The sequence below is a fragment of the Bradyrhizobium sp. McL0615 genome (genome assembly GCF_049993905.1).
In the GTDB taxonomy this organism is placed as follows: domain Bacteria; phylum Pseudomonadota; class Alphaproteobacteria; order Rhizobiales; family Xanthobacteraceae; genus Bradyrhizobium.
Map to the genome: position 1 here is coordinate 4895710 of NZ_CP188254.1, position 25089 is coordinate 4920798.

The 25089-nt window shown below is 61.4% G+C and carries 23 protein-coding genes, 1 tRNA gene and 1 pseudogene; 13 read left to right on the forward strand and 12 right to left on the reverse strand.

Annotation, left to right across the window (positions count from 1 at the left end):
- Window positions 1–84: 84 nt before the first annotated feature.
- The 10 genes from ACPPVP_RS23150 (at window position 85) to ACPPVP_RS23195 (ending at window position 11870) form a co-directional block, all read left to right on the forward strand.
- The gene (locus ACPPVP_RS23150) at window positions 85–891 is read left to right on the forward strand and encodes an enoyl-CoA hydratase/isomerase family protein (RefSeq protein WP_426524758.1); all 807 of its coding nucleotides are present in this window, start codon (window positions 85–87) and stop codon (window positions 889–891) included.
- Window positions 892–1249: 358 nt separating this feature from the next.
- Complete coding sequence (locus ACPPVP_RS23155; protein WP_426524760.1) at window positions 1250–3148, forward strand: adenylate/guanylate cyclase domain-containing protein; 1899 nt, start codon at window positions 1250–1252, stop codon at window positions 3146–3148.
- 5 nt (window positions 3149–3153) lie between these two features.
- Entirely contained in the window at window positions 3154–4428 is a 1275-nt protein-coding gene (gene urtA / locus ACPPVP_RS23160) for an urea ABC transporter substrate-binding protein (RefSeq protein ID WP_426538013.1), read from the forward strand.
- 148 nt (window positions 4429–4576) lie between these two features.
- Window positions 4577–4954: a rhodanese-like domain-containing protein gene (locus ACPPVP_RS23165; protein ID WP_426524762.1), complete on the forward strand. Its 378-nt coding sequence runs from the start codon at window positions 4577–4579 to the stop codon at window positions 4952–4954.
- Window positions 4955–4987: 33 nt separating this feature from the next.
- Window positions 4988–5392 carry a DUF302 domain-containing protein gene (locus tag ACPPVP_RS23170; protein WP_426524764.1) on the forward strand — a complete coding sequence of 135 codons (405 nt, stop codon included), beginning with the start codon at window positions 4988–4990 and terminating at the stop codon, window positions 5390–5392.
- Window positions 5393–5457: 65 nt separating this feature from the next.
- Window positions 5458–6264: an NAD-dependent protein deacetylase gene (locus ACPPVP_RS23175; protein ID WP_426538015.1), complete on the forward strand. Its 807-nt coding sequence runs from the start codon at window positions 5458–5460 to the stop codon at window positions 6262–6264.
- A 334-nt stretch (window positions 6265–6598) separates the two neighbouring features.
- Window positions 6599–7618 (forward strand): TRAP transporter substrate-binding protein, encoded by a 1020-nt coding sequence (locus tag ACPPVP_RS23180; protein WP_426524766.1) that lies wholly within the window; start codon window positions 6599–6601, stop codon window positions 7616–7618.
- 72 nt (window positions 7619–7690) lie between these two features.
- Window positions 7691–9589: a TRAP transporter large permease subunit gene (locus ACPPVP_RS23185; protein ID WP_426524768.1), complete on the forward strand. Its 1899-nt coding sequence runs from the start codon at window positions 7691–7693 to the stop codon at window positions 9587–9589.
- 23 nt (window positions 9590–9612) lie between these two features.
- Entirely contained in the window at window positions 9613–11262 is a 1650-nt protein-coding gene (locus tag ACPPVP_RS23190; RefSeq protein WP_426524770.1) for an acyl-CoA synthetase, read from the forward strand.
- A gap of 14 nt (window positions 11263–11276) precedes the next feature.
- Window positions 11277–11870 carry a DUF2199 domain-containing protein gene (locus ACPPVP_RS23195; RefSeq protein ID WP_426524772.1) on the forward strand — a complete coding sequence of 198 codons (594 nt, stop codon included), beginning with the start codon at window positions 11277–11279 and terminating at the stop codon, window positions 11868–11870.
- Window positions 11871–11879: 9 nt separating this feature from the next.
- Here the strand turns inward: ACPPVP_RS23195 and ACPPVP_RS23200 are convergent, their stop codons facing one another.
- From ACPPVP_RS23200 to ACPPVP_RS23230, 7 genes are all read right to left on the reverse strand, one after another.
- Window positions 11880–12512, reverse strand: coding sequence for an antibiotic biosynthesis monooxygenase family protein (locus ACPPVP_RS23200; RefSeq protein WP_426524774.1), 633 nt, complete (start codon window positions 12510–12512; stop codon window positions 11880–11882).
- 152 nt (window positions 12513–12664) lie between these two features.
- Complete coding sequence (locus ACPPVP_RS23205; RefSeq protein ID WP_426524776.1) at window positions 12665–13462, reverse strand: MBL fold metallo-hydrolase; 798 nt, start codon at window positions 13460–13462, stop codon at window positions 12665–12667.
- Entirely contained in the window at window positions 13459–14250 is a 792-nt protein-coding gene (locus tag ACPPVP_RS23210; RefSeq protein WP_426524778.1) for a TatD family hydrolase, read from the reverse strand. Before ACPPVP_RS23210 ends, ACPPVP_RS23205 begins: the two co-directional genes overlap by 4 nt.
- 14 nt (window positions 14251–14264) lie before the next feature.
- Entirely contained in the window at window positions 14265–16208 is a 1944-nt protein-coding gene (gene metG, locus ACPPVP_RS23215; RefSeq protein ID WP_426524780.1) for a methionine--tRNA ligase, read from the reverse strand.
- 52 nt (window positions 16209–16260) lie between these two features.
- Window positions 16261–17301: a DNA polymerase III subunit delta' gene (locus ACPPVP_RS23220; protein ID WP_426524782.1), complete on the reverse strand. Its 1041-nt coding sequence runs from the start codon at window positions 17299–17301 to the stop codon at window positions 16261–16263.
- Complete coding sequence (gene tmk, locus ACPPVP_RS23225) at window positions 17298–17984, reverse strand: dTMP kinase (protein WP_426524784.1); 687 nt, start codon at window positions 17982–17984, stop codon at window positions 17298–17300. Before tmk ends, ACPPVP_RS23220 begins: the two co-directional genes overlap by 4 nt.
- A gap of 2 nt (window positions 17985–17986) precedes the next feature.
- On the reverse strand, window positions 17987–19183 hold the full coding sequence (locus ACPPVP_RS23230) for a D-alanyl-D-alanine carboxypeptidase family protein (RefSeq protein ID WP_426538017.1): 1197 nt from the start codon (window positions 19181–19183) through the stop codon (window positions 17987–17989).
- 244 nt (window positions 19184–19427) lie between these two features.
- On the opposite strand from ACPPVP_RS23230, the gene ACPPVP_RS23235 reads away from it, so the two are divergent.
- The gene (locus ACPPVP_RS23235) at window positions 19428–20372 is read left to right on the forward strand and encodes an alpha/beta fold hydrolase (protein ID WP_426524786.1); all 945 of its coding nucleotides are present in this window, start codon (window positions 19428–19430) and stop codon (window positions 20370–20372) included.
- On the opposite strand, the gene ACPPVP_RS23240 is transcribed toward ACPPVP_RS23235, so the two are convergent.
- The 3 genes from ACPPVP_RS23240 to ACPPVP_RS23250 all read right to left on the reverse strand — a co-directional run bounded on the left by ACPPVP_RS23240 (window position 20369) and on the right by ACPPVP_RS23250 (window position 23076).
- Complete coding sequence (locus ACPPVP_RS23240; RefSeq protein WP_426524788.1) at window positions 20369–21292, reverse strand: septal ring lytic transglycosylase RlpA family protein; 924 nt, start codon at window positions 21290–21292, stop codon at window positions 20369–20371. The two genes, ACPPVP_RS23235 and ACPPVP_RS23240, sit on opposite strands and share 4 nt — an antisense overlap.
- 1021 nt (window positions 21293–22313) lie before the next feature.
- Window positions 22314–22670 carry a hypothetical protein gene (locus ACPPVP_RS23245; protein WP_426524790.1) on the reverse strand — a complete coding sequence of 119 codons (357 nt, stop codon included), beginning with the start codon at window positions 22668–22670 and terminating at the stop codon, window positions 22314–22316.
- A gap of 202 nt (window positions 22671–22872) precedes the next feature.
- A complete protein-coding gene (locus tag ACPPVP_RS23250) occupies window positions 22873–23076 on the reverse strand; it encodes a hypothetical protein (protein ID WP_426524791.1) in 204 nt (67 codons plus the stop codon).
- Between the two features lie 364 nt (window positions 23077–23440).
- On the opposite strand from ACPPVP_RS23250, the gene ACPPVP_RS23255 reads away from it, so the two are divergent.
- A tRNA-Ser gene (locus tag ACPPVP_RS23255) sits at window positions 23441–23530 on the forward strand.
- Between the two features lie 43 nt (window positions 23531–23573).
- On the opposite strand, the pseudogene ACPPVP_RS23260 reads toward ACPPVP_RS23255, so the two are convergent.
- A pseudogene (locus tag ACPPVP_RS23260) lies at window positions 23574–23973 on the reverse strand (IS481 family transposase); the annotation flags it as partial.
- A 320-nt stretch (window positions 23974–24293) separates the two neighbouring features.
- The gene (locus tag ACPPVP_RS23265; RefSeq protein ID WP_426524793.1) at window positions 24294–24470 is read right to left on the reverse strand and encodes a hypothetical protein; all 177 of its coding nucleotides are present in this window, start codon (window positions 24468–24470) and stop codon (window positions 24294–24296) included.
- A 266-nt stretch (window positions 24471–24736) separates the two neighbouring features.
- Between ACPPVP_RS23265 and ACPPVP_RS23270 the strand changes: the two genes are divergently transcribed.
- Window positions 24737–25024 (forward strand): hypothetical protein, encoded by a 288-nt coding sequence (locus ACPPVP_RS23270; protein ID WP_426524797.1) that lies wholly within the window; start codon window positions 24737–24739, stop codon window positions 25022–25024.
- Window positions 25025–25089 lie beyond the last annotated feature (65 nt).

Here is a 25089-nt window from a genome sequence, read left to right on the forward strand (position 1 = left end):
ACCCTCAAAAGCGTGCAGCGCTTCCCAAGACAGCCGATTTCTGCGCTAAGGTTTCGGGAAATCAAAGGGCAGGGAGGCCGTGCGTTGGCTGATTTTGTAAAGATCGAGAAGGGCCTGGGGCCGGAAAGCCGCATCGCGGTCGTGCGTTTCGACCGTGGCGACGGGATCAATGCGATGTCGCCGGAGGCGATGCGCCAACTCACGGACGCCGCGAGAAGTTTTGAGGATGACGACGCGACTTCGGTCGTAGTGCTGACCGGCGGCACCAAATCGTTCACCGCCGGTTTTGACCTGAAGGATCCGGAAGGCCGCTCCCGCAAATCCATGGACCTCGGCACGCTGCGCCGGCACCTGAAACTCGGACCGCGGCTGACGCGGGCATGGCAGGAAATGGAGCAGATCACCATCGGCGCGATCGAAGGTTTTTGCGTCGGCGGGGGCGTGGCTTTGGCGGTCGCGCTGGATTTCCGGGTGATGGCCAGAGACGCCCACATCCGCGTGCCCGAGATCGGGCTCGGCATGAATATGAGCTGGCAGAGCGTGCCGCGCATGCTGCATTTGATGGGACCGGCCCGCACCAAGCAGGCCGTGATCCTGGCCGACCAGCGCATCTCGGCGGCCGAGGCCTACGAGTGGCGTCTGGTGGAGGATGTGGCAGATCCGGGCAAGGCCTTCGACTCCGCGATGGCGCTGGCCGCCAAGGTCGCCGCCCAGCCGCCACTGTCGGTCGCCATGACCAAGCTGACCGTCAATCGCCTGGCGCACGCGCTCGACGATCTCGCCAGCCACATGGACGTCGACCAGTTTGCGCTAGCGAGCATGACCGAGGATCACAAGGAGGGCGTCGAGGCGTTTCTCGGTCGTCGCAAACCGCAATTCAAGGGTAGGTAGGCTGTCCAATTATGTGGCTCTTCGGGTCAGAAACGTTTAATAATATCAATGCTCTCTCCGCAGCGTATTCTGAGTCCGGTTTAAGCTAGTCTGGAATCACGAGCAGATCCCCCTGTCGAATCCGAATTCCCTTGGGAGGTGGCCGACGCCGCATTCCGGCTTGTTTTAAGAGCTATTCGGATCTTCACGAGGAATCCGAGAAAGGATTCCCGGCCGCTTTGGTCGGCCGATCCTGCCGGGCCGGGGAGCCTTGGTGCTCATTTCGATAAAGAAGCAATGATGGTTGCGCTGGAAGCAGCGCGTGAACGAACGGCGAAGAGGCTTACCGGCTGCATCCTTCACGAGGAGGGCACGCGGGATGTTCACATTTCGAACCTCACTTACCTTCGCGGTGATGGCGTTTATCGTTGCTCTGGCCGTGCTGCTGATCGCAATTCAGATCCTCGCTCTCCGTTGGGCCACGCACGAAGCCGCGTCTGCCTATATGGATGCGACCAGTGCGAAGGCCCTCGGGCGCCTCAGGACGGAAATAACCGCGATGACTTCGTTGGTGCATGTTCTGGCGACCAGTTCCAGCGTGGCCGATTCAGATGAACGAACCGAGACCGGCCATGCGATCCCGCTATTCAAGGCCGCACTGCGGGAACTGCCTCAAATCGACAGTGTCTATGCAGGTTTCGAAAACGGCGCCTGGTTGCAGGTACGGCGTATTGGCGATCTCAGCAACGAGCAGCGCGGAAAGTTGCGTGCGACGCCTGAGGCTAACATTGCGATCAATTTGGTTCGCCCCACGCCCGGTGGCGATCTGCCGATGCGACGAATTTTCGAAGATCAGCAGGGCAACCAGGTCGGGCAGCTTGATCTATGGAAATACGGATACGACGCGCGCAAGCGGAGCTGGTACCGCGAAACGCTGAAAGCCGACCGCGCGCTGGCCTCATCGCCTTATCTTGCATTCAGCATCGGCGCACCAGTGATCACGGTCAGCGCGCCCTTGCGAGGTAAAGCGTCCGGCGTCCTTGCCGCAGATCTCAAGCTCGACAGCTTCAGCGAATTCGTCCAGTCGCAACGACCTGGAGCGCACGGCAGCGTCTTGATCTTCGACTCGTCCGGCGCGCTTATAGCCCACCCGGATTTCGCACAATTAGTTGTCCATGCGATGACGCATCCGTCCCAACCGCAATTGCCAAGCATCAAGGAAATCAACTCCGGGGTCGTGCAGGAAGCCCTGCGAAGGTCTGATGGTCACGACCACTACGACGGAAGCATCCGTGACGACCACGGGCGGGATTTTCTGTTCAGGGTGACAAAATTCAATCTGGGTGGGCAGTACGACGCCCACATATTGTTGCTGGCGGCCCAGGAAGACTTTGCTCAGGATGTTCGGAACCTCCAATTTACCGGATTGATCCTCGCTATTGTCGCGAGCGCCGCTTTTATTCCGGTCGTTTGGATATTTGGCGGCGGAATGTCTCGATCCCTGAAAGACATTACTGCCCAAGCAGTCAAACTCCAGACTCTGGCTGCGCCCGGTCCCTCATCAGTCCCATCACGCATTAAGGAGGTTCACGAGCTCGGCAGTGCAATGGCGCTCGCGCAGCGCGCTATTTGGTCGTTCGCGCATTTTGTCCCCAAGGAGATCGTCCAGCGGATCGTCGATGACTCCATCTCAACCGAGCTTGGTGGTGTTCGAGAGGAGATTACCGTCGTTTTCACCGACGTCCGGGATTTTACGACCATCGCAGAGTCGGCCGATCCTGACACTCTCATGCACCAAACGTCGCGATATTTTTCCGTGCTTACGGAGGCTTTCCTCGCCGAAGGCGGAACAGTCGACAAGTTCATTGGCGACGCGGTGATGGTGTTCTGGAACGCACCCAATCCACAGCCCGACCACGTCGAGCGGGCCTGCCGGGCAGCTCTAGCGGGCAGGGCGGCATGTGAAGAGCTTAACTCTCAGTTTGAAACCGAGGGTCTGAAGCCGTTCTTCACGCGATTTGGCATTCATGTCGGGGAGGCCGTCGTCGGCAATCTCGGGTCGACGGAGCGCATGAACTACACGGCCCTTGGCAACACGGTAAATCTGGCGGCGCGCCTCGAAGGACTGAACAAGCAGTTTGGGACCACCATTCTTGTGAGCGAAGACGTCTATTCGCGGGTTCAGTATGGCTTCCAGTTCAGAGCCTTCGAGTCGGTAATCGCCAAGGGGATGACGAAGGAAACCCGCATCTTCGAGCTGGTCGGGTCCGCGACATGAAACCAATGATGCCAGGTGTCTTGGCAAGGTTGTTCGGCTTGTGGCTGATGCTCGCTGTCACAGCGGCTCACGCAGGGGAGGACACCATCAAAATCGGAATCCTCCATTCCTTGTCAGGCACCATGGCCATCAGCGAGTCGGTGCTCAAAAATACCGTTCTCATGCTGATAGCGGACCAAAACAAGAAGGGCGGTCTGCTCGGACGGAAGCTGGAGCCGATCGTCGTTGATCCCGCGTCGGATTGGAATCTGTTTGCGGAAAAGGCCAGGCAACTGCTCTCGAACGAAAAGGTCGCCGTTGTATTCGGGTGCTGGACCTCCGCCTCGCGCAAGTCCGTGCTGCCGGTTTTCGAGGAACTGAACGGCTTGCTCTTCTATCCCGTGCAGTACGAGGGCGAAGAAAGCTCGCGTAATATTTTCTACACCGGAGCCGCGCCCAACCAGCAAGCAATTCCGGCCATTCGATATCTGATCAGCAATGAGGGAGGCAAGGTTCGCAGATGGGTCCTGCTCGGTACCGATTACGTCTACCCGCGTACGATCAATCGAATCCTGAGCGCGTATCTTGCTACAGACGGGGTGTCGCCAGATGACATCATGACGATCTATACGCCGTTCGGTCACTACGAATGGCGAGAGATCGTCCGGCGGATCAAGGCCTTCGGTTCGGAAGGAAAGAAGACCGCAGTCATCTCAACCGTTAACGGAGACGCAAACACGTACCTTTACCGCGAACTGGCAGCCCAACAGGTAGACGCCAACACAATTCCGGTGATGGCTTTCTCGATCGGCGAGCGCGAATTGCTGGATGCGGACATTGCCCCCGTCGGGCATCTGGCGGCCTGGAATTACTTCCAGTCGATCAAGTCAGCAGAGAACGACGCTTTCGTGAAAATGTGGGCGGACTTCAACGAGCAACGAGACAAAACCACGAATGATCCGATGGAAGCCACCTTCATTGGCTTCAGGATGTGGGCCCAAGCCGTCGTCCAGGCGGGCACAACCAACATAGATGCAGTCCGGCAAGCGATGTACGGTCAGAGGATCAAGGCCCCGAGCGGCTTCGAAGTCGTAATGAACACCAATCATCATCTTTCCAAGCCGGTCATGATTGGCAAAATAAACTCTTCCGGTACCTTCAATATCATTTGGCAGTCGATCAATCCCGTCCGAGCCGATGCCTGGAGCAGGTACATCCCCGACAGCGCCAACCGTACGGCTGATTGGACCTTTCCCTGGGTCTGCGGGGGATGCATCGAGCCGACGTACAAGGAATGGTGAGGGACGTGGCGTTGTCGAACGATGCCGCCGCGCAAGCCAAGGGGCAGGGACGTAACCAGGCCGCCCCGCTATCCTCATTCAGTTCAAAAAGCTATACCGTGACCGCAATTGTGCGGTCGATTGACCTCGCATCACGGGAGGAGACACCATGAAAACAGTACAAGCTATGCTGGCCGAAGCGGAGGCCGCTGTGCCGCGTATCAGCCCGGACGAAGCCAAGGGATTGCTGGGCAGGGCCGACGTGCTGTTCCTCGACGTTCGCGAGCCTGCGGAGGTGGCAACCTCGGGCAAAGTGCCCGGCGCTCTTGCCGTGCCGCGTGGCCTTGTCGAGTTCCGCGCCGATCCCGCCTCGGCGATGCACGACGCGGCCTTCGACCGCGCCAAGACGGTGATCGCGTACTGCGCCTCAGGTGGACGCTCAGCTCTTGTCGGCAAGACCCTCAAGGAAATGGGTTATTCCAACGTGCGCAACCTCGGCGGCTTCAAGGGCTGGCTTGATGCAGGTGGAGACGTGGAAAAGCTCTGATCGGCGCGAAAGCGGTTTCTCGGAGCATTTGCCATGTCCGCGGACGGATTGATCACGGTATCGAGCAGTTTCGGTCCCGAAGAGACCATGAAGCGCCTGGAGGCCGAGGTTCGGGCAAAGGGGATGACGGTCTTCGCGCGGGTCGACCACGCCGCAGGCGCCGCGGAAGCGGGATTGCCGCTGCGGCCGACCGATCTGCCGATCTTCGGCGCCGCCAGAGGCGGTACGCCGCTGATGCAGGCGGCGCAGACAATCGGGATCGATCTGCCGTTGAAGGCGCTGGTCTGGCAGGACGAGGAGGGGAAGACCTTCGTGTCCTACAACGATCCTGCGTACCTTACCCACCGGCATGGGCTCGCAGACCAGGTCAAGCCCGTGGTCGACACGATGACCGGCGCGCTGAAGGCGATAGCGGCAAAGGCGACTACGGCGCCTTGAGCATTTAGCCGCGAAGAGAGGCACCACTGGCATCGCGGCCACAGGCGAATTAGATGCCGTCAGGCATGGAAAATTCCGCACTCAAGACCTTCATTGAAAAGCACCAACGGCTATTCGTCCTGACGGGAGCAGGCTGCAGCACGAACTCCGGTATTCCCGACTATCGCGACGGCAACGGCGACTGGAAACGAACGCAGCCGGTGCGGTTCCAGGCGTTCGTTACCGACGAGAAGACGCGTCAGCGGTACTGGGCGCGAAGCATGGTCGGCTGGCGACGGTTCGGACGAGCCCAACCCAACGACGCACACCACGCGCTGGCGCGGCTGGAAGAAAGCGGCCGGAGCCAACTGCTCCTCACCCAGAATGTTGACCGTCTGCACCAGGCCGCCGGGAGCAGGGAGGTCATCGACCTTCACGGGCGCCTTGACCTCGTCATGTGCATGGCTTGCGCGAACACGATCCGCCGCGCCGACTTTCAGGACGAGTTAGTTCGCCTCAACCCGGCGTGGGTTCGGCTGGACGCGGCAACGCTGCCGGACGACGACGCTGATCTCGATGGCTTGGACTTCGCGGCGTTTGCCGTACCGCCTTGCGAATGCTGCGGCGGTGTCCTTAAGCCCGACGTGGTGTTCTATGGCGAAAACGTTCCGCGCGATCAGGTCGCCGAGGCTCAGAGGCATCTGGAGGCTGCGGACGCCATGCTGATCGTCGGCTCGTCCTTGATGGTCTATTCCGGCTATCGCTTCGCCTTGGCAGCGGCGCGCCGCGGTATCCCGATCGACGCGGTCAACATCGGCCGGACGCGCGCCGACGACCTGCTGGCGCTCAAGATAGAAGAGCGCTGCGAGGCGGCACTTTCATTTCTGCTGTGAAGCAGCGCGCATCCAGGTGTCGCTCAGTCGCTGCTTGACGGCTGCAGGGCGCAATCTTGCGCTCCTAGGCTCAATATCCACGATTCGCATAAGGTATATTATGGAATATAAATATGTACAATTAGATCAGATATTTGGGAGGCTTTCCTGGCAAACCAAGCCAGCTGGGCGGCTATACGGGCGTCATTTCGGCATTGGCTAGACCCAAGCAATCCTGACCCGCAAAAGCCTTCTGTTGCCGTCGCGGGCGGACGCTGCAATAAGCGCGCGAGTATGCGTATGACTGGCGACATCGGATCATCGCAAGAACAATAACCCCTCCAGGGAGAGCCCAATGAGTTTTTCACGACGCACGCTTCTGAAGGCATCCGCTGCGTCAGCGGTTTTGGGCGGCATTGGCGCGCCGCTGGTGGCGCGGGCCCAGACAGCCGAATTTACCTACAAGTACGCCAACAATCTTCCTGACGGCCATCCTATGAACGCCCGCGCCAAGGAAATGGCGGCGGCGATCAAGGCCGAGACCAATGGCCGGTTCGACCTGCAGATCTTCCCGAATAACCAGCTCGGTTCCGATACCGACATGTTGAGCCAAATTCGTTCGGGCGGCGTCGAATTCTTCACCCTGTCAGGGCTGATTTTGGCGACGCTGGTGCCGGCGGCGTCCATCAGCGGTATTGGTTTTGCGTTCCCGGACTACGACACGGTCTGGAAGGCCATGGACGGGGGCCTGGGCGCCCATATCCGCGGCGAGATCACCAAGGCGAACCTCGTGGTGATGGACAAGATCTGGGACAACGGCTTCCGCCAGACCACGTCGTCGACCAAGCCGATCAATGGTCCTGACGATCTCAAGGGTTTCAAAATCCGCGTGCCGGTGTCGCCGCTCTGGACGTCGATGTTCAAGGCATTCGATGCAGCCCCCGCCTCGATCAATTTCAGCGAAGTTTACTCCGCGCTGCAGACCAAGATCGTCGAGGGCCAGGAAAACCCGCTCGCGATCATCTCGACCGCGAAGCTCTATGAAGTGCAGAAGTTCTGCTCGTTGACCAACCACATGTGGGACGGTTTTTGGTTCCTGGCGAACCGCCGCGCCTGGGAAAAGCTGCCTGAGGACGTCAGGACCATTGTCGCCAAGAACATCAACGCGGCCGGCGTCAAGGAGCGCGAGGACGTCGCCAAGCTGAATGCCGGGCTGCAGCAGGAACTGGCTGGCAAGGGTCTTACCTTCAACCAGCCCAACGTGGCGCCGTTCCGCGACAAACTCCGTTCCGCCGGCTTCTACGCGGAATGGAAAGGTAAATACGGCGACCAGGCCTGGGAGCTGCTTGAAAAGTCCGTCGGCAAGCTGTCGTAATGCATGGCGTTTTCGCGCGAAGTCGGGTGAAGAAAACGCGTTAAACATGAGCCTTAAGTGCAGGGGGTCGCGATGGCTCATGCCGAGTTGAGTGAAGCCGTTGGCGGTGAGGCGGGGCAGTCCCCTCGCCGCCGATCTGGGCTTGTGTCGCTCGAGCATGTACTGGGAATGCTGGTCGAGATTCCGGCGGCGTTTCTGGTCGTCGCCGAAATCGTCATCCTGTTTGCCGGCGTTGTGGCGCGCTATGCGCTGCACCGGCCGCTGATCTGGTCGGACGAACTGGCGTCGATCCTGTTCCTGTGGCTCGCGATGCTGGGTGCCGCGGTCGCATTCCGCCGTGCCGAGCACATGCGGATGACGGCTGTGGTCGCCAGTGCGAAGCCCGCCATGCGCGCCTATCTCGATCTGGTGGCGACGGCAGCCGCGCTGGCGTTTCTCCTTCTAATCGCTTGGCCGGCCTGGGAATACGCCTACGAGGAAAGCTACATCACCACGCCGGCACTGCAGATCGCCAATATCTGGCGTGCCGCAGCGCTGCCGGTCGGCATCGCGCTGATGGCGCTGTTTGCCTTCCTGCGGCTGGCCCGGTCGGGCAACGTCCGGACCATGGCGGCTGCGATCCTGTCGGTCGTGCTGGTCATCGCGATCTTCTGGCTGCTCAGGGGCTCATTGAAGCCGCTCGGCAATCTCAATCTGATCATATTCTTTGTCGGCGTCGCCGGCTTCTGCGTGTTCGCCGGCGTTCCGATCGCGTTCGGGTTCGGACTAGCGACCTACGGCTATCTGGCGCTGACCACGGGTACGCCGCTGATGGTGCTGGTCGGCCGGATGGACGAGGGCATGAGCCACCTGATCCTGCTGTCGGTGCCGCTGTTCGTCTTTCTGGGCTTGCTGATCGAGATGACCGGCATGGCGCGCGCCATGGTGGCGTTCCTGGCGAGCCTGTTGGGCCATGTCCGCGGCGGCCTGCATTACGTGCTGGTCGGCGCGATGTATCTGGTGTCGGGCATCTCGGGCTCGAAGGCCGCCGACATGGCTGCCGTGGCGCCGGTGCTGTTTCCGGAAATGAAGGCGCGGGGCGCCAAGCCGGGTGATCTGGTCGCCCTGCTCTCCGCCACCGGCGCGCAGACCGAAACCATTCCGCCAAGCCTGGTGCTGATCACCATTGGTTCGGTGACCGGCGTCTCGATCGCGGCGCTGTTCACCGGCGGCCTGCTGCCGGGCCTGGTGCTGGCGATCACGCTGTCGGCGCTGGTGTGGTGGCGCTACCGCGGCGAGGACCTGCGGCATGTCACACGGGCGAGCGGTGGCGAGATCGCGCGCGCGTTTGCCATCGCCCTGCCCGCCATCGCGCTGCCGTTCGTGATCCGCTACGCCGTGGTCGAGGGCATCGCGACCGCGACCGAGGTTTCCACCATCGGCATCGTCTATGCCTCCATCGTCGGCTACCTTATTTACGGTCTCTTGATCTACCGCAATTTCGACTGGCGGCGGATCATGCCAATGCTGGTCGAGACCGCGTGCCTGTCGGGCGCGATCCTGCTGATCATCGGTTGCGCCACCGGCATGGCCTGGGGCCTTACCCAATCCGGCTTTTCGCGGACGCTAGCCGCCGCCATGACCGGCCTGCCCGGTGGCTCGGCGACTTTCATCGCCGTCTCGATCGTGGCCTTCGTGATCCTGGGCAGCGTGCTCGAGGGCATCCCGGCGATCGTGCTGTTCGGGCCGCTGCTGTTTCCGATCGCGCGTGCCGTCGGCGTGCACGAGGTCCACTATGCGATGATCGTTATTCTCGCGATGGGTATCGGGCTATTCGCGCCGCCCTTCGGAGTGGGCTATTATGCGGCTTGCGCCATCGGACGCGTCGATCCGGCCGAGGGCATCCGGCCGATCTGGGGCTACCTGCTGGCGCTGATGGTCGGCCTGATTATCGTGGCGATCTTCCCGTGGATTTCCATCGGGTTCTTGTAAACTTTTCAGATGGGACACAGCCGATGAGCGCAGCCCAGAACCAGTACTCACTCGGATTGGACAAGACGCCGGCGAACTACGTGGCGCTGACGCCGCTGAGTTTCCTCGCCCGCAGCGCCGCCGTCTATCCCGATCACATCAGCACGGTCTATGAAGGCCGCAGTTTCACCTGGGCCGAGACCTATGAACGTTGCCGGCGTTTTGCGTCATGGCTCGCTGGTCGTGGTATCGGCAACGGCGACACCGTTGCGGCGATGTTGCCGAATATCCCGGCCATGAACGAGGTGCATTTCGCCGTGCCGATGGCGGGCGCGGTTCTGAACGCGCTGAACATCCGGCTCGATGCGCCGTCGATTGCCTTTCAGCTCGACCATGGTGGCGCGAAAATCATCCTGGTCGACCCGGAATTCTCTGGTGTGATCTCTGAAGCGCTGACGCTGATGAAGGGTCCAAAACCGTTTATCGTCGACGTCGACGATGCGGCGTTTGTGGGCGGCAAGCGGATCGGTGAACTGGAATATGAGGCGGCGGTCGCAGCAGGCGATCCGGGCTTTGTCGCAAGACTTCCCGGCGATGAATGGGACGCGATTGCGCTAAGCTACACCTCGGGCACCACGGGTAACCCGAAGGGCGTCGTGACCCATCACCGCGGCGCCTACCTCAATGCCGTCAGCAATATTTTGGCGGGCAACCTCGGCCAGCATCCGGTGTATCTCTGGACGCTGCCGATGTTCCACTGCAACGGCTGGTGCTTTCCGTGGACAGTGGCGGCCTCCGCCGGCATCAATGTCTGCCTGCGCAAGGTTGATCCGGCAAAAATCTTTGAACTGATCCCGAAGCATGGCGTCACCCACATGTGCGGCGCGCCGATCGTCTACAACACGCTGATCAACTCACCCGGCGCGCCGAAGGGCGGTAAGGCACGTCCCGTGGTCGGATTGATCGCGGGCGCCGCCCCGCCGGTCGCGGTGCTGGAAGGCGCCGAAAGCATCGGCATCAAGCTGACGCATGTCTACGGGCTGACCGAAGTTTATGGTCCCGCCTCCGTCTGCGCCGAGCAGCCGGGCTGGGACGAACTTCCGGCCGACCAACGCGCCCAGATGAAGCGCCGGCAGGGCGTGCCCTACCCGCTCGAGGAAGCCGTCACCGTGCTCGATCCCTCAACCATGCAGGAGGTGCCACGCGACGGCGAAACCATCGGCGAGGTGATGTTCCGTGGCAATATCGTGATGAAGGGCTATTTGAAGAACGAGAAGGCCACGCAGGAAGCCTTCGCCGGCGGCTGGTTTCACACCGGCGATCTCGGCGTGCTCGACGAGCACGGCTACGTCATCATCAAGGACCGTTCCAAGGACATCATCATTTCGGGCGGAGAGAACATCTCCTCCGTCGAGGTCGAGGACATCCTCTACAAGCACCCGGCCGTGCTGTTCGCAGCGGTGGTCGCAAAGCCCGATTCCAAATGGGGCGAAGTGCCCTGCGCCTTTGTCGAGTTGAAGGAAGGCGCCAAGGCGACGGAGGCCGACATCATCGCCTTCTGCCGCAGCCACATGTCGGGCTTCAAGACGCCGAAGGCGGTGGTGTTCGGCGCCATCCCGAAGACGTCCACGGGCAAGATCCAGAAGTTCATGCTGCGCAACCAGGTGGACTCGGCGAAGGCGATTTCGGCCTGACGCGCATGAGTGCAATGAAGGACGATCTCGATTTGGCCAGCGACCCGCGCTGGCGCCGGCTTTGGGATCGTCCGTGGTCCTGCGTGAGCTGCGGCGAAGCACATCAGGGCCTGTTCGATCTTGCGTTCGGCAAGCCCGAGCAATGGCCGGGTGCAGAGGACAAGGCGCCCAACAGCGCTCTTGATCTCGACCTCAGCGGCAACTTCCTCTCAGAGGATTTCTGTGTTTTGGAGGGCCAACACTTCTTTGTGCGTGCGGTGCTGGAGCTGCCGATCCGGGGCAGCGGCGGACAGCAATTCGGTTTCGGCGTTTGGGCGACCCTTTCGCGCAAAAACTTTGAACGCTACATCGCGGAATTCGACAGTGGTGAGCAGGACGAACTCGGCCCATGGTTTGGGTGGTTTTGCAATCGGCTTAAAGGATATCCCGATACGCTCAATCTAAAATGTCAGGTTCATCCAGTGAGCGGACGGCAGCGACCGCGAGTACTGCTGGAACCCACCGACCACCCTCTCGCAATCGAGCAGCAGAGCGGAATCACCTTTGACCGGCTGCTTGAGCTCTATGCCATCTATGGCCATGACATGCGAATGTCGCTCTGCGACTAGATGAAGAACCTACGCTGAAGTGCGGTCCACCGGAGGATAGTATTGCGGCGCTTCGGTGCGTTGGAACATGCCGTAATCGCGCATCACCTCGAAGACGCGAAAATACTGAACCGTCGGATCGGCAAACAGGCGCGTTCCGAATTCGATGCCGGCGCGATCGTCCGGTAAATCGACCAGATGCGCAAAATGCTCCTCGCGATAAACGCTCGCGAAAGAATCACGGCGCCACTCGGTCTCCGCCGCCAGCGTTCCATTCTTCGATTCCGAGGCGAGGATATAGGTCGGCTTGCGCCTTGCGGGGTCGTTATAGGGCGCGCGCCGCTCGGGCCGCCAGACCGGCTGGCCTGGCTTTTGTTCGTGAATGACCTGGGCGACGCGGATCCGATAATCCGAAAAAACCCTCGCGCGGCCGATGGTCTGGACATCATGATGGTGGGCGTGGGCTCGCCACGCCGTCAGGGCCGCCTCGTCCTGCCAGATCTGGTAGGAGAGCAGCAGGTTCTCCCGCGTCAAGCTCCTGAAGCGATCGATGAAGCGGCAGCCGCCCATCGCCTCGAGGTCGGGCTTCAACGAGGCCGCGAGATCGAGATATTGATCGCGGTGCCCGGGCTTCGTCTGAACTTCAAAGAACAGGCCAATCATCGAAATTCCTCCGCGGCCCGCGACGGGGTTTGCGGCGCGACCGACGGGCTCAGTCTGGATTCTCCAGCACTGGCCTGATTCCGTCATAGGCCAGCATCATGTCTGGCGGAAGACCCCTCTTAGTCGAGGTCGTCAGCCGCGCGCTGCGGATCTTAACCTAGCTCCAGCCGCATCCCGTCATAGGCCGGGATGACGCCGGCCGGCAGGCTCTGACGCAGCACCTCGTAATCGAGATCGGAATGCATGTTGGTGATGACGGCGCACTTCGGCTTGAACCGCTCGATCCAGGACAGCGCATCGCTGACGCTGAAATGGCTGGGATGGCCGGCATAGCGCAGCCCGTCGACGATCCAGAGGTCGAGGTTTTCCAGCGCTGGCCAGCTCTCCTCGGGGATGTCGTGAAGGTCGGGTGTGTAGGCGGCGGCGCCGACGCGGAAACCGAGTGCGGGAATCCTGCCGTGGTGAACCAGAAAGGCGGACAGTTTTACCGGACCGCCCTTCCCTTCGGTCTCATGACTCTCGCCCGCTTCGATCGAGTGGCGCGTCAGGATCGGCGGATAGTCGCTGCCCTCCGGCGAGATGAAGCAATAGGAGAACCGCGCCATGATGTCCTTGGCGGTCGATTGGTTGAAGTAGACCGGGATGCGCCTGCGCTGGTGCAATACGACCGAGCGCAAATCGTCGATGCCGTGGGTCTGGTCGGCATGCTCATGGGTCAGGAATACCGAATCGATGTGACCGACATTGGCGTCGATCAACTGCTCGCGCAGGTCGGGCGAGGTATCGATCACGATCCGCGTGGTGCCGTGCGCGCCCGTGCGTTCGACCATCAGCGAGCAGCGGCGGCGCCGGTTTTTTGGATTGTTGGGATCGCAGGCGCCCCAGCCGAGCGCCGGTCGCGGTACGCCGGCGGAGGAGCCGCAGCCGAGGATGGTCAGCGTTACCGTCATGCGGCAGCCTTCGGCGGCGGCACTTTTGAAAATAGCCGGAAGAAGTTTTCCGTCGTCTGCCGCGAGATTTCTTCCAGCGAGACGCCGCGCGTTTCCGCCAGCACCTTTGCGACCTCGACCACGTAGGACGGCTCGTTGCGCTTGCCGCGAAACTTGCCGGGCGCCAGATAGGGCGCGTCGGTTTCGACCATGATGCGGTCAGCCGGGAGCTCGGCGGCGAGCTCGCGGAGGGCTTCGGACTTCTTGAACGTCAGGATACCCGTGAAAGAGATCGACAGGCCGAGGCCAATCGCCTTCATCGCCAGTTCGCGCCCGCCGGTGTAGCAATGCAGCACCGCGCGGAAGGCTCCCTTTGCCACTTCGTCTTCAAGAATGCGGCCGCAATCCTCGTCGGCCTCGCGGGTATGGATCACCAGCGGCAATCCTGTCGCCCGTGCCGCGGCGATATGCGCGCGAAAGCCGCGCTCCTGCGCCTCGGGCGAACCGTTCTCATAGAAATAATCCAGTCCCGCCTCGCCCAGCGCCACGACTTTCGGGTGCCTGGCGAGTTCGATCAGTTCGCCGGCGGGAATTCCGTCCTCCTCATCGGCATGATGCGGATGGGTGCCGACCGAGCAATAGACGTTGGGAAACCGCTCGGCGATGGCCAAAAGCCCGCCGAGCCGCTTCACCCGGGTCGAGATGGTGACGATGCGGCCGATCCCCGCCGTCTCGGCGCGCGCGACGATGGCGTCGAGATCCTCGGCGAAATCCGGAAAGTCGAGGTGGCAGTGGCTGTCAACGAGCATGGCTTGCAAACGGCTCAATCCGCCTTTGGTTCGACATAGCGCGGGAACACGCCGACCGGCGGCGGCAGCGTCCCGCCGGCCTTGATCCGCGTGCCGAGCGCTGCGAAGTCGCGCGCGTCCTGGGGGACGCCGAGACTGTCGAGCAGTTTGCTGGAGGCATCCGGCATCACCGGCTGGGTCAGGATGGCGACCTGCCGCACGACTTCCGCCGTCACGTACAATACGGTTTTCTGCCGTGCCGGATCGGTCTTGGCCAGCGCCCATGGCGCCTCGCCCGCGAAATAGCGATTGGCTTCCGCGACCACCGACCACACCACGTTCAGCCATTGATGAATCTGCTGGGTGGCCATCGCGATCCTCGACGCCGCCAGCATGGCATCCGCCTCCGCCAAAATCTCCTTGTCGTTATCGGTGAACTCGCCGGGTTCCGGCAGCACGCCGCCAAGTTGTTTTGCGATCATCGACAGCGAGCGCTGCGCCAGATTGCCGAGGTCGTTGGCGAGGTCGGCATTGATGCGAGCGACGATGGCTTCATGGTTGTAGTTGCCGTCCTGTCCGAACGGCACCTCGCGCAGGAAGAAATAGCGCATCTGGTCGACGCCGTACTGATCGGCGAGATTGAAGGGATCGACAACGTTGCCGACCGACTTCGACATCTTCTCGCCCCTGTTGAACAGGAAGCCATGCGCATAGACCCGCTTCTGCACGGGAATGCCCGCCGAAATCAGGAACGCCGGCCAGTACACCGCGTGGAAGCGAATGATGTCCTTGCCGATGATGTGCACATCCGCGGGCCAGTAACGCCAGTTCGCCGCGCCCTCGTCGGGGAAGCCGACTCCGGTGATGTAGTTGGTCAGCGCATCGACCCAAACATACATCACATGCTCGGGGTCGTTCGGCACCTTGACGCCCCAGTCGAACGTCGTGCGCGAAATTGACAAGTCTTTCAGGCCGCCCTTGACGAAGCTGATGACCTCGTTGCGGCGCGAATCCGGCCCGATGAAGTCCGGCTGGCTCTCGTACAGCGCCAGCAGCCGATCCTGATAAGCAGACAGCTTGAAGAAGTAGCTCTTCTCCTCGACCCATTCCACCGGCGAGCCCTGCGGGCCGCGGCGCACCTGGTCGTCACCGAGGACAGTTTCCTCCTCGGCGTAATAGGCTTCGTCGCGCACCGAATACCAGCCGGCATAGGTGTCGATGTAGATGTCGCCATTCTGCTGCATCCGGTTCCAGACCACCTGGACCGAATGATGATGCGCCGGCTCCGTGGTGCGGATGAAGCGGTCGAACGATACGTTGAGCCGTTCGTCCATCTCCTTGAACCGGCCGGCATTGCGCGCGGCGAGTTCGGCGACCGCAAGTCCCTCGCTCTCGGCAGTCTGAATCATTTTCAGGCCGTGCTCGTCGGTGCCGGTGAGGAAGAACACATCCTTGCCGTTGAGCCGCTGAAACCGCGCCAGCGCATCGGTCGCGATCGCTTCATAGGCGTGGCCGATATGCGGAATGCCGTTGGGATAGGCGATCGCGGTGGTTATGAAGTAGGTGTCGCGCTCGGCAGCTACTGCCGGCTGGGCAGCTGCAGCCGGCTTCGCGCGCGGCTTGGCTGGCTTTGCGCGTTCAACGACCGGTGTGACCTGTACGACGGGAGTCGCTTCCTGCGATGTTACCTTCGTTTTGTTCGCGGATTTCTTCGCTGACTTCTTGGCAGTTTTCTTAGCAGTTTTCTTAGCAGTTTTTTTGGCTGCTTTCTTCGCAGCCTTTTTAGGAGCCTTTTTCGCGACTTTGCCGGCAGTCTTCTTCGATGCCTTGCCCGCCTTCTTCACGACACGCGTGCGCTTGGCGGCACCTTTCCTGGCGGCGTGCTTCTTCGCGGCCTTCTTGCCGGTGCGTGCGGACGGCGATTTGCTGACCTTCTTCGCCTTGCGCTTTTTCGAAGCTTTCTTTCCAGCCTTCGCCACCACGAATTCCTTTTTAACTCAACGATATCAGGGATTATTTTCGGACGGAGCGTTACCGCGTCGCTTCCGCGAGCATCCCGAACACCGAGAAAACCAGCGGTTTTCGCTCCAGATTATAGGATTCGGTGTCGCGCGCGGCGCGGACGATCTTTTCCCATACCTCGGCCAGCCGTGCAAGGCGGGGCAGATTCGCGTTGGCGTCGTCAGTGCGCAGCTTTTCGCTGATCCAGCGATCGATGCCGTCGATGAAAGCCGCCAGCGCCACCCGGTCGCTGGTGCCCAGCGCATCGCCCAGCGCGTGCAGTTCGCGCGGGTCGACCTGCGGCAGCGTCGCCAACAGCGCGGCGGTCCGCTGCTGCAGCTTCAGCGCGTCGCCGCCGAGCAATGTCAGCGCGCGGGACACGCTCCCCTCCGCAGCGTCGGCAGCCTCCGACAGCGCGGGATCATCGTGCACCATGTCGGTGGCCTTTGAGGCCGCGCGAATGACGTCGTCGGTCGCAAGCGGCCGCAGCGGCAACTTGCGGCAACGGGACAGGATCGTTGGCAAGGCCCGCGCCGGCGAATGACTGCAGAGCAGGAACAGCGATCGTTGCGGCGGCTCTTCGAGGATCTTGAGCAGTGCGTTGGCGGCGTTCGGATTGAGCTCGTCGACGGTGTCGACGATGCAGATCCGCCAGCCATCCACCGCCGCGGTCGAACCAAAGAACGAAATCGTCTCCCGTGTCTCGTCGACGGTAATCACGGTCCGCATCACGCCGCGGTCGTTCAGGCCCCGCTCCAGCACCAGCAGCCCGCCATGCGCGCCGGCCGTGACCTGGCGTGCGACGGGTTCATCCGGAGCGAGCGCAAGCGTCTCGGCGCGCTGCACCGACGGCGACAAGGGATTGGAATTGGCGAGCACGAAGCGGGCCATACGATAGGCCAGCGTCGCCTTGCCGATGCCCTGCGGACCACCGATCAGCCAGGCGTGCGGAATGCGCCCGCTGCGATAGGCATTGAGCAGCGCCGTCTCGGCCTGGTGGTGGCCGAACAAATCGGCCGTTTCGCGGGGATGCCTGACCGCCACGTCTTGCTCGGTCTTGCGCGCGCTCATGCCGTATCCGCCGGGCTCGGGGCCGTGAATACATGATCGCGCAACGCCGTCCAGACGCGGGTAGCGACCGTGTCGGCATCGGCATTGGCGTCGATCAACACGCAGCGCTGCGGGTCTTCGGCGGCGATCTGCCGGTAGGCGTCGCGCAGATCCTGATGGAATTGGAGGTCTTCCGCCTCGAACCTGTCAGGCACGCCGCTGCCGCGGCGAGCGGCCGCGCGCTGTAGACCGACTTCGACCGAGATATCCAGAATGATGGTGAGGTCCGGCTTGAGATCGCCGATGGTGACGCGCTGCATGGCGTTGAGCACGCCTGGCGCGACCTGCCCCAGACGGCCCTGGTAGGCGCGGGTCGAATCCGAGAAGCGGTCGCACAGCACCCATGTTCCCTGGCCGAGCGCGGGCTGGATGACGGTGCGAACGTGATCGTCGCGGGCGGCGGCGAACAACAACGTCTCCGCCTCCGGTCCAAGCAGCTTGCCCATTCCCGACAGCACGAGATGCCGCATGATTTCCGCGCCCGGCGAGCCGCCGGGCTCGCGGGTGACGATGGCGCGCAGCTTTGTCGCGGCAAGACGCTCGGCGAGCTTCTTGATCTGCGTGGACTTTCCGGAGCCCTCGCCGCCCTCAAACGTGATGAACTTCCCGCGTCCGGAGGGCCGCTGCAGCGTTGCCTGGTTCATGCTCAGAGCTTCTCTGCGCTCGCGCGGAACATGCCGATGACGAGCTCGCTAGCGCCGTCGATCGCCCGGCGCATGGTCGAGCCGGTGCCGACCGCTTCCGCCGCATAGACCGGCGCCTCCATGGCAACATTGGCGCCGCGCCACACCCGGACAAGACCCACCGCCTGGCCGGGTTGTACGGGCGCCCGGACCGGACCGTTATAGACGATCCGCGCAATCAATTTCTCGCTGCCGTTCTTCGGCACCATCACCTTGATCGGCTCGGGGCTTGCAAGCTTCACCGAGCGGCTTTCACCGCCGAATACCTTGGCGTAACCGACGGGCTGGTTGGCTGCGAACAGCGTGCGCGTCTCGAAACTGCGAAAACCCCATTCCAGCATCTTCTTCGCTTCTGAGGCGCGATCGTCGGGATCCTCGAGCCCGTTGATCACGACGATCAGCCGGGTGTCGTTCTGCACGGCGGAGCCGACCATGCCGTAGCCCCCCTCCTTGGTGTAGCCGGTCTTCAGCCCGTCCGCGCCGTTGAGCGTGTTCAGCAGCGGATTGCGGTTCTGCTGCCGGATCTTGTTCCAGGTGAACTCCTTCTCGCCGAACAATTTGTACATGTCGGGATAGGTCAGGATCAGGTGGCGGGCGAGTTTTCCCAGTTCCCGCACCGTCATCTTGTTGGCAGGGTCCGGCAAGCCGTTGGAATTGCCGAAGGTCGACTTCGTTAGCCCAAGTTCGCGCGCCCGCTCGGTCAGGAAGTCGGCAGCAAAAATCCGCTCATTGCCAGCCATACCTTCGGCCAGCGCAATGCAGGAATCATTGCCGCTCTGGATGATCGCGCCATGCAGCAGATCGTCGACCGATACCTTGCTGTTGAGGATGGCGAACATGGTCGAGCCGCCGGCCGGCGCGCCGCCCTTGCGCCAGGCGTTCTCGCTGATCCGGTATTCGTCCGTCAGCTTGACCTTGCCTTCCTTGAGAGCGTTGAAGACCACCTCGACCGTCATCAGCTTCATCATGCTGGACGGGGCCCGTAACTCGTCGGCGTTCTTCTCCCACAGCACGCTGCCGCTGGACGCCTCGATCAGGATCGCGGTCGGCGCGTCGCCGTCAAAGCCACCCTCTTCCTTCTTTGGTGCACCCTGCACGCTGTTGTTGGCGGCATACACGACCCCACCCCAACCGACCGCGAGCGCTATGGCGGCAGCCATCAGCCCGCGCCACGGGACGGCGGCCGCGGCGTCGGATTTGCGGGAAACGAAGGTCTCGATTGCCATCGGCGATGTCCTGAATCCGTGCGTTCTAACAGTTGGAAGTATCGCAAACAACACAGGTTTTGGACTTGGCTTTTTGAACTTGCCGCCGTGTCGGTCGGATTGCGGCGCCGGGCGAAGGAACGTATCGTGGCGGAGCTGCAATTTTCCGACAAGATACGAAAAACAGGGCGGAAACGCGATGCCATCCTCACGCACCATTGCCGCCAACGGGCTGGACTTCTTTGTCGTCGAGGAGGGACAGGGTCCGCTGGTGCTGCTCTGTCACGGCTGGCCCGAACTATCCTATTCCTGGCGGCACCAGATCGGCGCCATCGCGGCAGCCGGTTTCCATGTCGTCGCCCCCGATATGCGCGGCTTCGGTCGGACCAGCGCGCCCGCCGATGTCGGCGCCTACACCATCTTCCACAATGTCGGCGACATGGTCGCGCTGGTGGCGGCGCTCGGCGAAAGGCAAGCCGTCATTGTCGGCCATGACTGGGGTGCCCCGGTCGCCTGGCACGCGGCAATGTTCCGGCCTGATGTCTTCACTGGGGTCGCGGGCCTCAGCGTTCCGCCCCCTTCCCGCGGGCGCGGCCTGCCGCTCGAAACCCTGCGGCAGAACGGCATCACCAATTTCTACTGGCAGTATTTTCAGCCGCTCGGCGTGGCTGAAGCCGAGTTCGAGCGCGATGTCGCGGCAACCATGCGAATCGTACTCGGCGGGCGCGGGTTCTCCGATCCGGCCGCCCATCAATATGTTCAGGACGGCAAGGGCTTCCTCGCCGGCGCCGATCCGAATCGGGCATTGCCGAACTGGCTGACCGAGGCCGACCTCGCCTATTTCGCGGCCGTCTACCAGGAATCCGGCTTTCGCGGCGGGCTCAACTGGTATCGCAACATCGACCGCAACTGGGAATTGACCGCGCCATGGCAGGGCGCGCAAATCCACCAGCCGTCGCTGTTTATCGCGGGATCGAAGGATGGCGTCATCACCGGGCTGATCGGCGCCAAGCTGGTCAAGGAGATGGAGCGCGTGCTGCCGAACTTGCGGCAAAAGCTCATTCTCGACGGGGCCGGCCACTGGATCCAGCAGGAGCGGCCCGATGAGGTCAACGCCGCCCTGATCGCGTTCCTGAAAGGCTAGTAAAGCCCGCGGCCGCTCAGGACTTCGCTTGGCCCCCGCGGGTCGACCGGCAGATAAGCCTGGCTCGGAGCCGCATAGTTCGCGTCATTCTCGTAGGACACGGCGCGCGGGTTTTCCGTGACACGGCCACGTGATCGGCTGGAGGCCGACATTTCCGAAGTCGCATTGATCGAGGCGTAATCGGCCGAGCTATTGCCGAGGCTATAGGGCCGCCCTTCCGGCATCGGAACTTCGCCCCGGATTCGGCCGGCGGACGACGACATTTCGGGCACAAACGGGCGGGCCGAAGCGACCCGGACCGTGGACGGGGATGGCGCGGGCTCGCCGGTCCGCAGCGTCGCCATGAGCTGGCGGTCGTCGGAACCCTCCAGGGGCGCGCGGCCGACATATTCAACTCGGACCTTGGCGACGCCATTCGCTTTGAATTCAAGGAGTTCCGCGGCCTTGTTCGAGACGTCGATAAGGCGGTTGCCATGGTAAGGGCCGCGATCATTGACCCGCACGATCAGCGACTTGCCGTTCCGGACGTTGGTGACGCGGGCGTAGCTGGGGATCGGCAGCGTCGGATGCGCCGCCGTCAGCGAGGTCATGTCGAAGACTTCGCCATTGGCGGTCAGGCGGCCGTGGAAATCATCGCCGTACCAGGACGCCATTCCCTCGGCGTGGTAGTTCGGATCCTCTTCCGGCACGTAGACCCTGCCCGCGACGGTGTAGGGCTTGCCGACGCGGTAGGTTCCCCCGCCCTTCGGCACTTCCTCCCCGAACCCGACCACGCGAGGGCTTGAGGAGACGCCATATTTGGGATCGACGCGGCTGGCGAATTTGCTGGACGAGGCGCAGTTGGCAAGGAGAAGGCACGTTGCCACGGCAACCGCACCACGCACCGCCAGCACGATCGTTTTTGGCCGTCGAATCCCCATCGTCCCCAATTACCATTTCCAGCGGCCGACTGCCTACGTCGAAGCATTACGGCCTTACCCCACGATGCGGCCCGCCTCCGCATCACGTCGTGAAGATATCGCAACCGGAACACGGCGGAAATGGGGTGTGCTTCCGCCTGGTGAATGATCTGCTCCTGCGTGGTGAACGAATGGTTGCTTTGCGTATCCGTTGATTTACGGGGCGCGACGCTTCGATTCACGGTGTATGCGCCGTCCGTCGTCGTCTTCCTGTGCCGCCTTCAGACAATCTGTTGCACTAAATCATCACTCACGACCGATCTGTGATTCCGGCCTTTGAATCTTTTTGACTGTGCAACGATGGAGTCGTTCTGTCGATTGCGCGGGGGCGCAAAGGATTTGTGCGATGATCGAGACGGTTACAACGTTGATGGGCCTGGTGAGCGCAGGCATTTTTCTTGCCCATGCATTTGAAGGCTATCGTTCCAGAGCTTGAGTTTTGAACGGCGGGCGGTCGGGAATTTGCCCGGGCGTCAGACAGAGAAATAGTTTGGCAGTTCCGGCCGGGAATTCCGAAAGCTTTAATAAATTCGGACGAGCATCTGAGTGGTAGGTGTAACATGCGCAACCACGACATCGTCTCCAACGGATTTCTTGCCCTGACCACGGCCAGCCTCCTGCTCCTGTGCTCGAGCCTGCTGGCTGCGGCATTCGGCTAGAGAAGCACCCGCTCCGATTGCGGGTCTTTGACGCCGGGACGATACGGTCCCGACCAGAACCAGCTCGCCCTACGGACCGCCGGCGAACGTGGCCGGGGCCGCTCCGGGGGCTGGACCATCCCCTCTCCCCTCTCCCCTCCCCCCTCTCTCCCCAGTCCCTTTGAGAAAGTCGGCGGCTATCCAGACACCGCAGGTGATGCATCGCATCTCAGACCGACGTCTCGCATCGATATCCGGGCAGATCGGCAAATGAACAAACGCTTCGGTCCTTACCTTCTCGCGCTCGCGTTTATTGGTGGCTGATTAACCGCGTCATGTAACGGCTAATTATTAGCATCCGGGTCGACGAGCCAATATTGTCGGCCATTGGTGCGGGGGTCCGACCCGTCGCTCGTTTGGATCCGGACGACGTTGGCCAGCCCATCCGCGGTGAAGTGGACGTTATTGCCGGGCAGCGGCGTCATGTTCTCGTAGATGCTGATCTGTGAAATGTTGGGATATTTGGGCGGCCCGAACACGTACGTCCGGGCGAGATAGCGCGGCCCCTCGACCTCGAACTTGGTTATCATTTCGACGGCCATGCCGGCTGGGCGGTGGAAGGCCGTGAAGCCGCTGCCGGCCCACAGCGAGACGGGAAGGTAAACCGCGTAGATCGCCAAAGCGGCGGCGAGGATCCTCATGTGTCAGACGGAAAATAGATGCGCAGGGTCAGGCGCGCGCAGACGAAAAGCACCAGAAGAACGAATGCTGCATAGATACCGATCTCCATAGGCTGATCCTCTAGCAATGGCTGAAGCCCTGGCTGAAGCAGCCGGCAGACACAGCAGCCCACCAGTGCGGCACTGAGCGCCGGATTCTCACATTGCGATTTTGAATGATTCGCTACACCAACCAGTTAATGCAACCCTTCGCGGTCAGCGCCTCCACGACGCCGATGCGGGCGAGCATGATGTCCCCGCCACGACTGAGCAGCATCAACGCTTCGATCGCCGCCTGCCATTCCTGCAAATCGGGTTCCCTCTTCGGCAGCCTCGTGACGTAGCCGTCCGCGTTCTTCAGCGTAAGCAGCTGCCGGCCGTCGGGCAAAACGATAGAATCTTCTTAACGAAATAGACTAAGGCAACAAATTTACTCAGCTAATCGTCTTGGGTGTTCCTCATGGACACAGCGCTATTCCCAGCGGCTTGTCATCTTGTTCATGTTCTGTGCTATAGCCCGCGCAATGGAAAACAATAGTGAAATCGAGATCCTGTTCAGGCGGCTTCATCTCTACGACCAGCTAAAGCGCAAGGCGGACGGACTCGTCCGCACCATCCAGAGGGCAATGAAGGAGCGCTACGGCAATGCGCGAACAATTGAATCGGCGCCCTTGTCGCCGGCTTCTTCCCATCGGGCCACGCTCGCATTGCGCTCGGGCCAGCCCTACGCTAAGCGACTAAACTCTTGAGCTGGAAGGGTGGCCGAGTGGTTTAAGGCACCGGTCTTGAAAACCGGCGTGCCTGCAAGGGTACCGTGGGTTCGAATCCCACCCCTTCCGCCAAGTTCTGGATGTCCAGCCCGGACACATAGGTAACAGAACGTACCTAAGACATGGGTGACAACCTGGTGCCGAACGGGTTGTCGAGGGGTTGCAGGGGTTTTCTACTCCAAGTCGAAGTATCCCAGATCATAATGGATGAAGCTGACGAGCCAAATGCCGTCGTCGACTTCCTTGATGCCGAGCCTCTGGCCCGCCAACACGGTTGAGATGTTGATCCTCTTGCGGTGCAGGCAGTGCCGCCCGCAGGCGGTGACGAGCACGTCGCGGTCGTGGAAGGGATAGGTCAGGTCCGGCAGACCATCGTAGCGGCGTGTTGAGGCCGTGTTGAGTTCTGCCGGGCATTTCATGCCGAGGGCTTCGTGCGGCCGTTCGGCGTTGAACTCCCGAACGAAGGAATCGAAGCGCTCCTGCTGCTGCAGGCCGCTGAAGCCCGGCGGCGGAGTGAGTCTACAAGCTCCTGGATCCGAAAGCTCCAAACTCACGGCTGCGGACGCGATCAAAGTCCTCCAGTCCGAGGCACAAAAGATTTCCAACGGAATTGCTCTACGAGCAGCGAACAAAGCAATAAATGCGCTCGGTGACTGGCTAGATGCTTGCCATAACTACCGTCACGAAGACGGCGTCGAAGAGCCATCACAGCCGCCGATCGATCTTGCCGTCAGCGTTGCTATCCCACCGGCACGGTGCCAGGCCGATTTCAAAACCGCGGCCGTTATTGATTGCGCCTTGCGGCGTGCTCGGCGATCAATTGCCGAACCTCGGCTTATGCTACGCGGATTTCAGCGAAAATTTCTTCGCAATATTCGCTCAGCCGCCTGGCTCTTTGCCGTTCGGTCCGAAACTTAGCGATCAGTGCCGCAGTATCTGCGCGGCCAGAGGCGGCAACTTCTTCAAGCAATATAAGGGCGTCCAGGGTTACCCGTTCGAGATCGCATTCCATTTTAGACCTCCCGGCTCGTTCTTATCCCTTTCATTGATTGGGACGTTTGAGGGCGGGACCTAGGCGCTTTTTAGAGGCTACATGGTGAAAAGAGGCCAATACTGAGGCCATCGAGCGTTTCGGGCGTGGAGAAAGAGGAGCATTGAAATACCTCTCTAGAAACCGAAGCGGTGGCAAGGATTGGCTCAACGAGGAACCGGTGGATGCTAGGCAAGTGGGAACTCTGCCGGCACCGGAAGTGAATCTGCCAGCTGTCGCGACGGGATATGACAGACGCCCTCTCATCGATGGAATACCCGCACTGGCTGATTATCGCCGGCGCCGTAGTATTGATGCTGGGTCTCGTCGGACTCGCATTGCGTGCACGAAGCGTCGAAGCCGACTCCAATGATATGACGAACGATCAAGAACCATCTGAGCCGGCAGCCGACCTGACCCCGGCAGAGGTTTACGAGCGCACTGCGAAGGAGAAGCGCAAGGCTCGGTGGGCTGAAAGAGAGCGCGAGGAGCCGGCGAACGTTAGGCCCAGCATTTTCGGCGAGGAGTCGAAATGACTGTGCTGATCTAGTGGATGCGAGCAAGCAGGTTGGAGACCCTGATCACTTCAAGGTCTTTGCGA

Coding starts and splice junctions, on each gene's coding strand:
- ACPPVP_RS23155 (WP_426524760.1), top strand. CDS start 1,250: ATGTTCACATTTCGAACCTCACTTACCTTCGCGGTGATGGCGTTTATC.
- urtA (WP_426538013.1), top strand. CDS start 3,154: ATGATGCCAGGTGTCTTGGCAAGGTTGTTCGGCTTGTGGCTGATGCTC.
- ACPPVP_RS23165 (WP_426524762.1), top strand. CDS start 4,577: ATGAAAACAGTACAAGCTATGCTGGCCGAAGCGGAGGCCGCTGTGCCG.
- ACPPVP_RS23170 (WP_426524764.1), top strand. CDS start 4,988: ATGTCCGCGGACGGATTGATCACGGTATCGAGCAGTTTCGGTCCCGAA.
- ACPPVP_RS23175 (WP_426538015.1), top strand. CDS start 5,458: ATGGAAAATTCCGCACTCAAGACCTTCATTGAAAAGCACCAACGGCTA.
- ACPPVP_RS23180 (WP_426524766.1), top strand. CDS start 6,599: ATGAGTTTTTCACGACGCACGCTTCTGAAGGCATCCGCTGCGTCAGCG.
- ACPPVP_RS23185 (WP_426524768.1), top strand. CDS start 7,691: ATGGCTCATGCCGAGTTGAGTGAAGCCGTTGGCGGTGAGGCGGGGCAG.
- ACPPVP_RS23190 (WP_426524770.1), top strand. CDS start 9,613: ATGAGCGCAGCCCAGAACCAGTACTCACTCGGATTGGACAAGACGCCG.
- ACPPVP_RS23195 (WP_426524772.1), top strand. CDS start 11,277: ATGAAGGACGATCTCGATTTGGCCAGCGACCCGCGCTGGCGCCGGCTT.
- ACPPVP_RS23200 (WP_426524774.1), bottom strand. CDS start 12,512: ATGATTGGCCTGTTCTTTGAAGTTCAGACGAAGCCCGGGCACCGCGAT.
- ACPPVP_RS23205 (WP_426524776.1), bottom strand. CDS start 13,462: ATGACGGTAACGCTGACCATCCTCGGCTGCGGCTCCTCCGCCGGCGTA.
- ACPPVP_RS23210 (WP_426524778.1), bottom strand. CDS start 14,250: ATGCTCGTTGACAGCCACTGCCACCTCGACTTTCCGGATTTCGCCGAG.
- ACPPVP_RS23220 (WP_426524782.1), bottom strand. CDS start 17,301: ATGAGCGCGCGCAAGACCGAGCAAGACGTGGCGGTCAGGCATCCCCGC.
- tmk (WP_426524784.1), bottom strand. CDS start 17,984: ATGAACCAGGCAACGCTGCAGCGGCCCTCCGGACGCGGGAAGTTCATC.
- ACPPVP_RS23230 (WP_426538017.1), bottom strand. CDS start 19,183: ATGGCTGCCGCCATAGCGCTCGCGGTCGGTTGGGGTGGGGTCGTGTAT.
- ACPPVP_RS23235 (WP_426524786.1), top strand. CDS start 19,428: ATGCCATCCTCACGCACCATTGCCGCCAACGGGCTGGACTTCTTTGTC.
- ACPPVP_RS23240 (WP_426524788.1), bottom strand. CDS start 21,292: ATGGGGATTCGACGGCCAAAAACGATCGTGCTGGCGGTGCGTGGTGCG.
- ACPPVP_RS23245 (WP_426524790.1), bottom strand. CDS start 22,670: ATGAGGATCCTCGCCGCCGCTTTGGCGATCTACGCGGTTTACCTTCCC.
- ACPPVP_RS23265 (WP_426524793.1), bottom strand. CDS start 24,470: ATGGAATGCGATCTCGAACGGGTAACCCTGGACGCCCTTATATTGCTT.
- ACPPVP_RS23270 (WP_426524797.1), top strand. CDS start 24,737: ATGACAGACGCCCTCTCATCGATGGAATACCCGCACTGGCTGATTATC.